Source organism: Pseudomonas sp. TNT2022 ID642, assembly GCF_028656995.1.
Lineage (GTDB): Bacteria > Pseudomonadota > Gammaproteobacteria > Pseudomonadales > Pseudomonadaceae > Aquipseudomonas.
In genome coordinates this window covers 125,338-138,671 of the sequence record NZ_JAMDGW010000004.1, presented here as the reverse complement: position 1 = coordinate 138,671, position 13,334 = coordinate 125,338, and the positions used below count along the sequence as shown (strand labels likewise).

Annotated in this window: 8 protein-coding genes; 7 read left to right on the top strand and 1 reads right to left on the bottom strand. The window is 60.6% G+C overall.

Annotated elements, in window-relative coordinates:
• Positions 1 to 3,854: retention module-containing protein (locus M5G26_RS04630; RefSeq protein ID WP_273914568.1), on the bottom strand; the 3,854-nt coding region annotated here is incomplete at its 3' end.
• A gap of 358 nt (positions 3,855 to 4,212) precedes the next feature.
• On the opposite strand from M5G26_RS04630, the gene M5G26_RS04625 reads away from it, so the two are divergent.
• From M5G26_RS04625 to M5G26_RS04595, 7 genes are all read left to right on the top strand, one after another.
• A complete protein-coding gene (locus M5G26_RS04625; RefSeq protein ID WP_273914567.1) occupies positions 4,213 to 5,562 on the top strand; it encodes a TolC family outer membrane protein in 1,350 nt (449 codons plus the stop codon).
• A gap of 34 nt (positions 5,563 to 5,596) precedes the next feature.
• Positions 5,597 to 7,753 (top strand): type I secretion system permease/ATPase, encoded by a 2,157-nt coding sequence (locus M5G26_RS04620; RefSeq protein WP_273914566.1) that lies wholly within the window; start codon positions 5,597 to 5,599, stop codon positions 7,751 to 7,753.
• The gene (locus tag M5G26_RS04615; RefSeq protein WP_007918311.1) at positions 7,743 to 9,110 is read left to right on the top strand and encodes an HlyD family type I secretion periplasmic adaptor subunit; all 1,368 of its coding nucleotides are present in this window, start codon (positions 7,743 to 7,745) and stop codon (positions 9,108 to 9,110) included. The genes M5G26_RS04620 and M5G26_RS04615 overlap by 11 nt, the downstream gene beginning before the upstream one ends.
• Positions 9,111 to 9,497: 387 nt before the next feature.
• Positions 9,498 to 10,394, top strand: a complete 897-nt coding sequence (locus M5G26_RS04610; protein ID WP_273914565.1) for a TauD/TfdA dioxygenase family protein — start codon at positions 9,498 to 9,500, stop codon at positions 10,392 to 10,394.
• Positions 10,395 to 10,416: 22 nt separating this feature from the next.
• Positions 10,417 to 11,277: an ABC transporter ATP-binding protein gene (locus tag M5G26_RS04605; protein WP_007918315.1), complete on the top strand. Its 861-nt coding sequence runs from the start codon at positions 10,417 to 10,419 to the stop codon at positions 11,275 to 11,277.
• 20 nt (positions 11,278 to 11,297) lie between these two features.
• Positions 11,298 to 12,164: an ABC transporter permease gene (locus M5G26_RS04600; protein ID WP_134176140.1), complete on the top strand. Its 867-nt coding sequence runs from the start codon at positions 11,298 to 11,300 to the stop codon at positions 12,162 to 12,164.
• A gap of 197 nt (positions 12,165 to 12,361) precedes the next feature.
• Entirely contained in the window at positions 12,362 to 13,279 is a 918-nt protein-coding gene (locus M5G26_RS04595) for a LysR family transcriptional regulator (RefSeq protein ID WP_016985559.1), read from the top strand.
• Positions 13,280 to 13,334 lie beyond the last annotated feature (55 nt).

Below are 13,334 nucleotides of genomic sequence, written 5' to 3'. Positions count from 1 at the left end.
ACGGAGGTATCGGCCGTTAGTTTGACGGTCGAGGTGTCGATGGTGTCGGTGACTTCGGTCACGGCCGGAACAGTGCTCGGCACCAGATTTTCGAAGTTGCCACCGGTAGCGGTGGAGATCGTCGCTTCGACCTTGCCAGCGTCTTTGTAGACGTCGTCTGCTGGTGCTGGAACGGTCACGGTGCCGGTGGTTTTGCCGGCCTCGATGGTGATCACGGCGCCGTTGCTCAGCGTCACGGTCACTGGCGAGCCAGCAGCGTTGGTCAATGTGGCGGTGTAGATGATCGAGCCGCCCTCAGCCACAGAACCGGTCGCGCTGAGCGACAGGTTGGTGGTGTCGACGGTGTCGGTCACGGTGGTGCTGACCGGCGTTTTGTCCGCCACCAGATTTTCGAAGTTGCCGCCGGTTACGTCGGTGATCGCGTTGGTGAGCGGCGCGTGGCCGGTCAGCGCATCGTTCGGTGCGGTGAAGGTCACGGTGCCGGTGGTTTTACCGACTTCGATGGTGATGTTCTGACCATTGGCCAGGGTCACGACCACAGGCGAACCGGTGACTGGCGCGCCGACAGTGGCGGTATAGGTGACGGTGCCACCTTCAGCAGCCGATTCGGTGGCGGTCAGTTTGACCGTAGTGGTATCGACGGTATCGGTCACGTCGGTGACGGCCGGAACGGTGCTCGGCACCAGGTTCTCGAAGTTGCCGCCGGTGGCATCCTTGATCGTCACTTCGACTTTGCCGGCGTCTTTATAGACGTCATCGGCGGGCGCCGGAACGGTCACGGTGCCAGTGGTTTTGCCGGCCTCGATGGTGATCACCGAACCGTTCGACAGGGTCACGGTAACAGGCGAGCCTGCGGCGTTGGTCAGGGTCGCGGTGTAAGTGATCTGGCCGCCTTCAGCCACGGTACCCGTCGCGCTCAGCGTCAGGTCGGTGGTGTCAGTGGTGTCGGTGACCGTGGTGCTGACCGGGGTTTTGTCAGCTACCAGATCTTCGTAATTGCCGCCGCTCACGCCCGTGATTGCGTTGGTGATCGGCGCGTGGCCGGTCAACGCGTCATTCGGTGCAGTGGTGGTAACGGTGCCGGTTGTTTTGCCGACCTCAATGGTGATGTTTTGACCGTTGGCCAGAGTCACGACCACAGGCGAACCGGTGACTGGCGCGCCGACAGTGGCGGTATAGGTGACGGTGCCGCCTTCTGCGACCGAGGTGTCAGCCGTCAGCGTCACGGTCGACGTGTCGATGGTGTCAGTGACTTCGGTAACGGCTGGAACGGTGCTCGGAACGAGGTTTTCGAAGTTGCCGCCGCTGGCATCCTTGATCGTCACTTCGACTTTGCCCGCGTCTTTGTAGACGTCATCGGCGGGCGCAGGAACAGTCACGGTGCCAGTGGTTTTACCCGCCTCGATGGTGATCACCGAACCGTTCGACAGGGTCACGGTAACAGGCGAGCCTGCGGCGTTGGTCAGGGTCGCGGTGTAAGTGATCTGGCCACCTTCAGCCACAGAACCGGTGGCGCTCAGCGACAGATTGGTGGTGTCGGTGACGTCAGTCACGGTAGTCGAAACCGGGGTTTTGTCGGCCACCAGATCTTCATAATTACCACCGGAAACGCCAGTGATCGAATTGGTCAGCGGCGCATTGCCGGTCAACGCATCGTTAGCGACGGTAGTGGTCACGGTGCCGGTGGTTTTACCGACTTCAATGGTAATGCTCTGACCGTTGGCCAGGGTAACGATGACAGGCGAGCCGGTTACCGGCGCACCGACCGTGGCGGTGTAAGTGACGGTGCCACCTTCAGCAACCGAGGTATCAGCCGTCAGTTTCACGGTCGAGGTGTCGATGGTGTCGGTCACTTCGGTCACGGCCGGGACAGTGCTCGGCACCAGATTCTCGAAGTTGCCGCCAGTCGCATCCTTGATGGTGACTTCGACTTTGCCGGCGTCTTTATAGACGTCGTCGGCCGGCGCCGGAACGGTCACGGTGCCAGTGGTTTTGCCCGCATCAATGGTGATCACCGAACCATTGCTCAGGGTCACGGTCACCGGCGTGCCGGCAGGATTGGCCAGGGTCGCGGTGTAAACGATCGAGCCACCTTCAGCCACAGTCCCGGTCGCTGTCAGCGACAGGTTGGTGTCGTCGATCGAGTCGGTAATGGTGGTGGTCGCTGGCGTCGTGTTCGGCACCAGATTTTCGAAATTGCCGCCGGTAGCACCGGTGATGGTGGTGCTGACGGTGCTGCCATTGTTGTAAACGTCGTTGGCCGCGGTCGGCACGTTGACGCTGCCGGTAGTCTGGCCGGCGTCAATGGTGATGGTCGAGCCGTTCGACAGGGTGATCGTCACCGGAGTCTGCGCAGCATTGGTCAGCGTCGCGGTGTAAGTGATCTGGCCGCCTTCTACGACTGTACCGGTAGCGGTGAGGCTGACGCTGGTTGTGTCGATCGAATCGGTAACCGTGGTGGTGGCTGGCGTTGTGTTCGGCACCAGACTTTCGAAGTTGCCGCCGGTAGCGCCAGTAATGGTGGTGCTGACGGTGCCGCCATTGTTGTAGACGTCATTGGCCGCGGTCGGCACGTTGACGGTGCCGGTGGTCTGGCCGGCTTCAATGGTGATGGTCGAACCGTTCGACAGGGTGACGGTTACTGGCGTCTGCGCCGGGTTGGTCAGGGTCGCTGTGTAAGTGATCTGGCCACCCTCGACCACTGTGCCGGTGGCGGTCAGGGTCAGGTTGGTGGTGTCGATCGAATCGGTGATGGTCGTCACCGCTGGTGTCGGGTTCGGCACCAGGTTTTCGAAGTTGCCGCCGCTGGCACCGGTGATGGTGGTGGTGACGGTGCTGCCGTTGTTATAGACGTCGTTGGCCGGTGTCGGCACGTTGACGGTGCCGGTGGTCTGGCCTGCGCCAATGGTGATGGTCGAGCCGTTCGACAGGGTGACGGTCACCGGGGTTTGTGCCGGATTGGTCAGGGTCGCGGTGTAGGTGATCTGCCCGCCTTCAGTGACACTCGGCCCGGTCGTCAGGGTGACGGTAGTGGTGTCGATGGTGTCGGTGACCTGCGTCGTCGCCGGAGTGGTCGGCGGCGTCACGGTGATGCCATTACCGCCGGTGGTGCCGGTGACGGTCACGTCGATCTGGGTCGGGTCGTTGTAAACGGTGTCGTTCGGCGCCAGCGGCACGTTGACGGTGCCGGTGGTTGCGCCTGCGGGAATCACAATCACCGCGCCATTGGACAGGGTGATGGTCAGGTCGGTCAGCGGCGCCTGGGTCAGGGTCGCGGTGTACACCAGCACGCCGCCGGCTTCGGTGATGGACGGCGTGGCGCTGAGGCTCAGTGTCGAATCACGCAGGGCGTTGGTGGTGGTGTCGGTGGTCTGGCCGCCAGTAATGTTTTGCGCGGCCTGGCCGGCAGCGTTGATCCCTGCGGTCGGGAAACCAATGGTCGGGTCAACGCGGCCAGCGGTGGCATCGAGCATGACGAAGCTGTGGCCGCCACCAGCAGCACCGCCCGTGCCTGCGGCGCTCGGGCCGGCAGCGGTGGCATCGAGGGCGGTGGTCGGGTCGACACCGGCGGCGATGGCTTGCTGCAGTTCGGCTACCGACGGCGCAGCCTGCGCGGTGGCTTCAGCCAGGTCAGTGCTGGAGTCGGGCGCGGTGGCGCTCCACTGAGTCTCACGGCCCAGATCGAGGGTGCGGCCATCGGCCAATTCAAGCGACACGGCGCCGGAGAGGCCGGTGTCGATCTGGTCGCCAACGAACAGGCGATCGCCTTCAACGAGTACGCGACGCACGCCCTCTGGGGACACCACGAATACCTGACCGACAATGCTTTTGACGATGGCAACAACACTGCTCATTGAAGACTCTCCGGGGTGTCACGTTCAGTTGACTTCCATGGACCTGAGGGCATGGGCGCCGATTCAGTCTGGACGTACTTTAAAAATTTGCTAAACAAGTTTGACGCATTTAATCGTCAATAATTTGGCTATATTCTTTCGCTATTAACTTTATGCCAAACTATTGACCTTCTGGGTGCCATCCTAAACAATCGCCCCACTAATGTCACATTGATATTTCCGCGGCGACCTGTCCTTCAGCGTGTGATCCAGTTCCTGTTTTGAACTTTCCGACATACGGTCAATCTGGTTGCCATCATCCGACGCAGCGCCACGTTTTGCTGTGATTCAAGACAAGAAGTTCTGGGAAATTCCTATCATGCGTTCGCCCCTGCTTTTCGCCCTACCCTTCGCTCTCGCCGCTTCTTTTGTACAAGCACAATCCTTACCAGAAGCCATGCAGCAGGCACTGGATGTCCATCCGGAAATCCAGGCAGGGGTCAACAGTCGATTGGCTGCGGATTATCAATTAAGAGCGGCAAAAGGTGGATACCTGCCGAAGGTCGATCTGCTCGGCGGTTATGGTCGTGAAGGCACCGACAGCGTTACTACCCGCGCCAATTCCGGTAACCACTACGAAACCCTGAACCGTAGCGAGTCAAGTTTACGTCTCTCGCAAATGGTCTTTGACGGTTTTGCGACGTCCAGCGAAGTCGGGCGTCAACAAGCCACCGTTAACTCGCGTGCGTACTCGTTGCTTGGCACTTCCGAGCGCACCGCGCTGACCGTCGCCCAGGTCTACCTGGACGTGCTGACCCGTCGTGAGTTCGTGCGTCTGGCCGAAGAAAATCTCAAGAGCCACCAGCGCATCTACGACCAGATTCAGTTGCGCACCCAGCGCGGCGTCGGCAGCGGTGCCGATCTCGATCAGGCTGAAGCGCGAATGGCTCAGGCCCGTAACAACCTGATCACCGAGCAGACCAATCTGGCCGACTCGGAAACCAACTTCCTCAGCGCCGTCGGCCAGATGCCCGATCAACTCGAGCGGCCGGCGCCGTTCATGGCAATGATGCCGGCCAACCTCAACGAAGCGCGGCAGCAGATGCTGGAAAACAGCCCGATCCTGCGTTCGGCCGAATCCGACATCGCCGCCGCCGAGAAGCAATACGAAACCGCCAAATCGACCTTCTACCCACGTTTCGACGCCGAGCTGGGCCGCACAGCCGACAACGACCTCGACGGCCAGAACGGTCACAACAACGAATGGCAAGCCATGCTCCGCATGCGCTTCAACCTCTATTCCGGTGGCAGCAACAAGGCCGATCTGGAATCCAAGTCGTACCTGTCGAACCAGGCGCTGGACATCCGCAACAACGCCCTGCGCCAGTTGAACGAAGAACTCGGTCTGGCCTGGAACGCCCTGAACAACGCTAACGCCCAGGTGCCGATCGCTCAGCAATACGTCGACCACAGCACCTCGGTGCGCACCGCCTACCAGCGTCAGTTCAGCCTCGGCGAACGTACCCTGCTCGATTTGCTCGACAGCGAAAACGAGTTGTTCACCGCTTCGCGGCGTCTGGCTGAAATCAAAAACATTCAGTTATTTACTCAGTACCGAATCAAGGCGACCATGGGCGAGTTGCTCAGAAGCCAGGGAGTGGTCGCACCGTTGGCATCCGTTGTGCAAAACGACGTCAAGCCCAAGGTCCAGCTGCCTGGGATGAATTGAGTTATCCCTTTTCAACTGTCAAAGAGTGTCGAGCGTGGAATCAGAAGTCAGTCGAGTTCAACTCAGTCATGATCCACGCGCGTTGCACGACGATCCTTTACTGGACGGACTGCTCGCCCTTTGCATGCTTCATCAGAAACCCGCCAGCGCGGCGATGCTGACCACCGGCCTGCCGCTGCCCAAACAACGCCTGAGTGTCGAGTTGCTGCCCCGTGCGGCGGCTCGCGCCGGCCTGCAAGGTCGGGTGCTGCAACGCAAACTGGAAGAAATTCCGGCGATCGCCATGCCGGCCTTGCTGCTGCTCAAGGATGGTCGCAGCGCCGTCCTGCTCGGCTGGCAGGGTGACCACGAAGCGCGGGTGCTGCTCAGCGAAACCGACGGCGGCGAGTCCATTGTCAGTCGCGAACTGCTCGCCGACGATTACACCGGCAAAGTCTTTTTCGCTCAGCCGCAACACAAATTCGACGTCAACCACGGCACGCTGATTCCGCGCGCACGCTCGTGGTTCCGCGACACCCTCAAGCGTTCGCGCTGGCTGTACGCCGATGCGATCGCCGCGAGTTTCCTGATCAACATCATCGCCATGGCCGCGCCGCTGTTCGTGATGAACGTCTACGACCGCGTGGTGCCAAACCAGGCCGAAGCGACCCTTTGGGTGCTGGCGCTGGGTATCACTGGCGCCTATATCTTCGACCTGATTCTCAAGAGCCTGCGCAGCCTGTGCCTGGATCTGGCCGGGAAGAAAACCGACCTGATCATCTCGGCGACGCTGTTCGAGCGCATCGTCGGTATGGCGATGAAATACCGCCCGGCGCGGGTCGGCAGTTTTGCGCAGAACATCCATGAGTTTCAGAGCCTGCGCGACTTCCTCGCCTCGCTGACCCTGACCAGCCTGATCGACCTGCCGTTCACCATCCTCATCTTTATTGTCATCGCCATTCTCGGCGGGCATCTGGTGTGGATTCCAGTGTTGGCGTTCCCGATTGCTCTGCTGATCGGCTACGCCTTGCAGAAGCCGCTGGTGGCAACCATGGAACGCACCATGGCCCTCGGTGCCGAGCGCCAGTCGAGCCTGATCGAAACCCTCGCCGGCCTCGACGCGGTCAAGGTCAACAATGCCGAGAGCGAACGCCAATACCAGTGGGAACAGACCATCGGCACCCTCAGCCGTCTCGAGCTGCGGGTGAAAATGCTTTCCGGCCTGGCGATGAACATCACCCTGCTGATCCAGCAACTGGCCGGGGTGATCATGATTGTCTTCGGCGTGTACCAGATCATCGCCGGTAACCTGAGCATGGGCGGTCTGATTGCCTGCTACATGCTCAGCGGCCGCGCACTGAGTCCGCTGGCGTCGCTGTCGGGTCTGCTGACCCGTTATCAGCAGGCGCGGGTGACCATGACCTCGGTCGACCAGATGATGGAGTTGCCGCAAGAGCGCAATTTCGAAGAACGCCCGCTGAGCCGCAAGGTTTTGCAGGGTGCGATCGAATGCCGCCAGCTCAGCTTCACCTACCCGGAACAACAGAACCCGGCGCTGAAGAACATCAACCTGGTGATCCGTCCGGGCGAGAAAATCGGCATCATCGGCCGCAGCGGCTCGGGCAAAAGCTCCCTCGCCAAACTGTTGGTCGGCCTGTATCAGCCGGACGATGGTGCGTTGCTGGTCGACGGTGTGGATATCCGCCAGATCGACGTCAGCGAACTGCGCTACAACATCGGCTACGTGCCGCAAGACATCCAACTCCTGGCCGGCACCCTGCGTGACAACCTCGTTTCCGGTGCGCGTTATGTAGAAGACGAGCTGGTCCTGCAGGCGGCCGAACTGGCCGGCGTCCACGAATTCGCCCGTCTGCATCCACAAGGCTATGAACTGCAAGTCGGCGAGCGCGGGCAGAACCTCTCCGGCGGCCAACGACAGAACGTCGCGCTGGCCCGGGCCTTGTTGCTCAACCCGCCGATTTTGCTGATGGACGAGCCAACCAGTGCCATGGACAACACCGGTGAAGAACGCCTCAAGCAACGCCTCGCGGCGGTGATTGAAAACAAGACCGTGGTGCTGGTCACGCACCGGGCTTCACTGTTGTCGCTGGTCGATCGTCTGCTGGTGATCGACCGTGGACAGATTCTCGCCGATGGCCCGAAAGCCGCCGTGATGGAAGCGTTGAAGAAGGGGCAGATCAGTGTTGCTTAAGTCGGGTTTCAAGGATTCGATCCGTCGCTACTTCAAAGGCTCGGCCTCGCTGCAGGGCCAGCCCCTGCCAGAGGTCAACAAAGCGCTGATCGAGGACGCCCCGCGCGTCGTGCGGCTGACTATCTGGGCGATCATCGGCTTCTTTATCTTTCTGCTGCTGTGGGCCAACTTCGCCGTGATCGACGAAGTGACCAAGGGCGACGGCAAAGCGATTCCGTCGTCGAAGATTCAGAAAATCCAGAACCTTGAGGGCGGGATCATCTCCGAACTGTTCGTCAAGGAAGGCCAGATCGTCGAGGCCGGTGCGCCGCTGATTCGTCTCGACGACACGCGATTTGCTTCCAACGTCGGTGAAACCGAGGCCGATCGCCTGTCGATGCTGCTGCGCGTAGAGCGCCTGAGTGCCGAGGTCGACGACCGTCCGCTGAATTTCCCCGAGGACGTGCTCAAGGCTGTTCCGGGTCAGGCGAAAAGCGAAGAGTCGCTGTACATCAGCCGCCGTCAGCAGTTGCACGACGAGATCGGTGGTTTGCAGGAGCAGTTGATTCAGCGTCAGCAAGAGCTGCGCGAATTCGCCTCCAAGCAAGCGCAGTATCGTCAGCAGCTCGGCTTGCAGCGGCAGGAAATCAATATGTCCGAGCCGCTTGTGGCTCAGGGCGCGGTGTCCCCGGTGGAGGTCTTGCGTCTGAAGCGTGCCGAGGTGGAAACCCGTGGTCAGCTGGATGCAACGACGCTGGCGATTCCGCGCGCTGAATCGGCGATCAAGGAAGTGCAGCGCAAGATTGATGAAACCCGTGGCAAGTTCCGCAGTGAAGCGCTGACCCAACTCAACGAAGCACGCACCGACCTGAACAAGGCCAGCGCCACCGGCAAGGCGCTGGAAGACCGCGTCAGCCGCACGCTGGTGACATCGCCGGTGCGCGGCATCGTCAACAAGTTGCTGGTCAACACCATCGGCGGCGTTATTCAGCCGGGCAGCGACATGGTCGAAATCGTACCGCTGGATGACACCTTACTGGTCGAAGCCAAGATTCGTCCGCAGGACATTGCCTTCCTGCATCCGGGGCAGGAAGCGATCGTCAAGTTCACCGCGTACGACTACACCATCTATGGCGGGCTCAAAGCCAAGCTTGAGCAGATCGGTGCCGACACCATCACCGACGAAGACAAGAAAACCACGTACTACATCATCAAGGTGCGCACTGAGCGCAGCCACTTGGGCACGGACGAGAAGCCGTTGCTGATCATCCCGGGGATGGTGGCGTCTGTGGACATCATTACCGGCAAGAAGTCGGTGTTGAGTTATCTGCTCAAGCCGATCATTCGTGCGCGGGCAGAGGCGTTGCACGAGCGTTGATTCCTCTAGTGGCCTTGCCGGCCTCATCGCTGGCAAGTCGAGTCGTCGCACCGCAGCTCCCACAGGTTTCTGTGTCGGATACATATTGATGTTCCAGCCGAGAACCCTGTGGGAGCTGGCTTGCCAGCGATGGCGCCAGCCAAAACACCACATGCCTGTCAGTAAGTGACAAAAACCGTCACTCACCATCCAGTCCATTCCTCACCAATCGCCATATCGTTATTCATTAACGGTATTTAATTTCCGATTCTTATAGCTATAAAGTCATCCCCCTGCGTACCTGCCGACCAATCGGCGCGCCGCACGACCTGAACCAACACGCAATCCAGCGTGAGTGTCTGATCGACGAGCGCGCCCGTGAGCGTGCCGTGCGTGGGAGATGGAAAGATGTCCGCAGCTACTGCTTCCCCAAGCGCCGCGACCGCCGCGCCGCAATCCTTCGAAGTCCGTCCGTTCTGCGGTGCCGTCGGCGCCGAAATTATTGGCCTCGACCTCACCCGGCTGATCAATGATCAGGACTTTGCGCGCATTCATCGCGCGCACCTGGATCACCACGTCGTGGTGTTTCGCGACCAGCAAATCACCCCGCAACAGCAAATCGACTTCAGCCGCCGCTTCGGCGTGTTGCAGATCCATGTGCTCAAGCAGTTCCTGCTGGCCAACCACCCGGAAATCCTCATCGTTTCCAACATCATCGAAAACGGCCAGAACATCGGCCTCGGTGATGCCGGCAAGTTCTGGCACTCCGACCTCTCTTATAAAGAGCTGCCGAGCCTCGGTTCGATGCTCCACGCGCAGGAGTTGCCGTCCGAGGGTGGCGACACCCTGTTCGCCGATATGCACAAAGCCTGGGACAGCTTGCCCGAGGCCTTGCGCAAAGCGGTTGAAGGTCGTTCGGCCGCGCATTCCTACACCGCCCGCTACAGCGAAACCAAATTCGAAGGCAACTGGCGCCCGACCCTGACCCCGGAGCAACTGGCTCAGGTCGCGGAAGTGGTGCACCCAGTGGTGCGCACGCACCCGGAGAACGGACGTAAAGCCCTGTTCGTCAGCGAAGGTTTCACCACGCGCATCGTCGGCCTGCCGGAAGACGAGAGCCAGCAACTGCTGAGCGAGCTCTATGCCCACAGCGTGCTGCCGCAAAACATCTACCGCCATCAGTGGCAGCCCCACGATCTGGTGTTCTGGGACAACCGTTCGCTGATCCATCTCGCCGCCGGCTGCCCCGCGCACCTGCGCCGCAAGCTGTATCGCACGACCATTCAGGGCGACGCGCCTTTCTGATTCGCCGGAGATTGATCAAAAAATGAACGCTCCCTTGCCAGGCCACGCGGCCAGCAACCCGATCGCCCGCAGCGACGCGTTGCTGGCGGTCGATCATGTCAGCCTCGAATACCGCACGCCGCAACGCGTAGTGCGTGCCACCCACCAAGTCAGTTTTGAAATTGATCCTGCCGATCGCTACGTGCTGCTCGGCCCGTCCGGTTGCGGCAAATCCACCTTGCTCAAAGCGGTCGCCGGGTTCATTCAACCGTGCGAAGGCGAGATCCGTCTGCAAGGCCAGCGCGTCGACGCGCCGGGGCCGGACCGCATCGTGGTGTTTCAGGAATTCGATCAACTGCCGCCGTGGAAAACCGTCAAACAGAACGTGATGTTTCCGCTCCTCGCGTCGCGCACTCTGAAGAAGAAAGAAGCCGAAGAACGCGCGCTGCACTATTTGGAAAAAGTTGGCCTGGCGGCGTTCGCCGATGCTTATCCGCACACTTTGTCCGGCGGCATGAAAGCACGGGTGGCGATTGCCCGGGCGCTGGCGATGCAGCCGAAAATCCTCTTGATGGACGAACCGTTCGCCGCACTCGATGCGCTGACCCGCCGCAAGATGCAGGAAGAGTTGCTGCTGCTCTGGGAAGAAGTGCGCTTCACCTTGTTGTTCGTCACGCACTCGATTGAAGAGGCTTTGGTGGTCGGCAATCGCATCCTTTTGCTGTCGCCACATCCGGGGCGGGTACGCGCCGAAGTGCACAGCCATCAATACGATCTGCACAGCCTCGGTGGCGTGGCGTTTCAGGAATCGGCGCGGCGCATTCATCGTCTGCTGTTCGACGAAGGCCAGTCGCCGGAAACCGAGCGTGACCACGACTTCAACGACATTCGCATCGCCTATTGAGCGGCCAGGAGGATTACCCGATGAGCCATTCATCATCTGTGCGTGAAGAATTCGAAATTGTCCTGGAGCCGCTGACTGAAGTGCCGGTCGAGCGTGAGTTGTCGCTGGGTACGCGGCTGTGGCAACAGGGCTGGTTGCGTAAAGGCCTGATCCTGATTGTGCTGGCGGTGCTGTGGGAAGTGGTCGCGCGGATCCAGAACAATGACCTGATGCTGCCGAGCTTTTTGCAGACCAGCCATGCGCTGTTCGATGGGCTGCTCAGCGGTGAGCTGCTGGCCAAGGTATGGATATCGTTGGTGGTGCTGATCAAGGGCTATCTGATCGGTATCGTCCTGGCTTTTGCCCTGACCACGCTGGCGGTGTCGACGCAGTTGGGCCGTGATCTGCTGAGCACGATGACTTCGATGTTCAATCCGTTGCCGGCGATTGCCCTGTTGCCGCTGGCGTTGCTGTGGTTTGGCCTGGGGCAGAACAGCCTGATTTTCGTGCTGGTGCATTCGGTGTTGTGGGCCCTGGCGCTGAACACCTATGCCGGGTTTCTCGGGGTTTCGGACACCCTGCGCATGGCTGGGCGCAATTATGGTCTGAAGGGTTTGCGACTGGTGTTGTTCATCCTGATCCCGGCGGCGCTACCGTCGATTCTGGCCGGGTTGAAGATCGGCTGGGCGTTTGCCTGGCGCACCCTGATCGCGGCAGAACTTGTGTTCGGTGCGACCAGTGGCAAGGGCGGTCTGGGCTGGTACATCTTCCAGAACCGCAATGAGCTGTACACCGACAAGGTGTTTGCCGGGTTGGCGGTGGTGATTCTGATCGGGTTGCTGGTGGAAAATCTGGTGTTCGATACGCTGGAGCGAGTGACGGTCAAGCGCTGGGGTATGCAGCGGTAATTTTTGGCGTGGCGGCTGGCCCCTTCGCTGGCAAGCCAGCTCCCACAGGTTTTTTGGTGTTTTCAGATGTTGTGAACGCCTCAACCACTGTGGGAGCTGGCTTGCCAGCGATGGCGTCCTGTCCGGCGCCTCCATACCTAAAGGATGTTTGCTAGCATTGCGCCCAGATCAATCCTGATCAGTTATGAGTGCTCAGCATGCAACTCCCGGACATGAACCTTCTGGTCGCCCTCGACGCCTTGCTCGACGAGGGCAGTGTGGTCGGCGCCGCGCGGCGGATGAATCTCAGTCCGGCGGCGATGAGCCGTACCCTGACGCGAATCCGCGAAGCCATCGGTGATCCGATCCTTGTGCGCGCCGGCCGGGGGCTGGTGCCGACTCCCAAGGCGCTGGAGTTGCGTGAACAGGTGCGTGACGTCGTCGAGCAGGCCGCGCTGCTGTTCCGCTCCGCCGACAGCGTGGAACTGGGCACACTGCGCCGCCGTTTCAGCATTCGCGCCAATGACTTCTTCATCGGTGTCTACGGCGGCAAGCTGTTCGACACCCTCGATCAACTGGCGCCGCACTGCGAATTGCGCTTCGTCCCGGAAGGCGATGGCGACGATGAAGCACTGCGCGAGGGGCGTATCGATCTGAGCGTCAGCAACACCCGGCCCGTCACCCCTGAAGTCAAAGTGCAGAACTTGTTTTCCACGCACTTCGTGGGACTGGTGCGCGAAGATCATCCATTGCTCGACGGTGAAATCACCGCCGAGCGCTACGCCGGGTTTTCCCATATCAGCATGTCGCGCCGTGGCATCGCGCGCGGCCCGATCGATACGGCGCTGAATGCGCTGGGGCTGGAGCGGCGCGTTGCGGTGATCGCGCCGAGTTTCCATGCGGCAATGTTCGCTTTGCCGGATTCCGACTTGATCCTCCCAGTGCCCAAGGAAGCGCTGCTCAGCGTGCGCCGGCTGGGGCTGAAACTTCGCTCGTTCGACCTGCCGATACCGTTACCGACGCTGATGCTGACCCAGGCCTGGCACCCGCGTTTCGACAAGGATCCGGCACACCGCTGGCTGCGCGAAACCCTCAAGGCTTGCTGCGACGAAACCTGGCTGGCTGCACAACCCTAAGATCAAAAGATCGCAGCCTTCGGCAGCTCCTACATTGGAATGCATATCCCTGTAG

Coding starts and splice junctions, on each gene's coding strand:
- M5G26_RS04625 (WP_273914567.1), top strand. CDS start 4,213: ATGCGTTCGCCCCTGCTTTTCGCCCTACCCTTCGCTCTCGCCGCTTCT.
- M5G26_RS04610 (WP_273914565.1), top strand. CDS start 9,498: ATGTCCGCAGCTACTGCTTCCCCAAGCGCCGCGACCGCCGCGCCGCAA.
- M5G26_RS04605 (WP_007918315.1), top strand. CDS start 10,417: ATGAACGCTCCCTTGCCAGGCCACGCGGCCAGCAACCCGATCGCCCGC.
- M5G26_RS04600 (WP_134176140.1), top strand. CDS start 11,298: ATGAGCCATTCATCATCTGTGCGTGAAGAATTCGAAATTGTCCTGGAG.
- M5G26_RS04595 (WP_016985559.1), top strand. CDS start 12,362: ATGCAACTCCCGGACATGAACCTTCTGGTCGCCCTCGACGCCTTGCTC.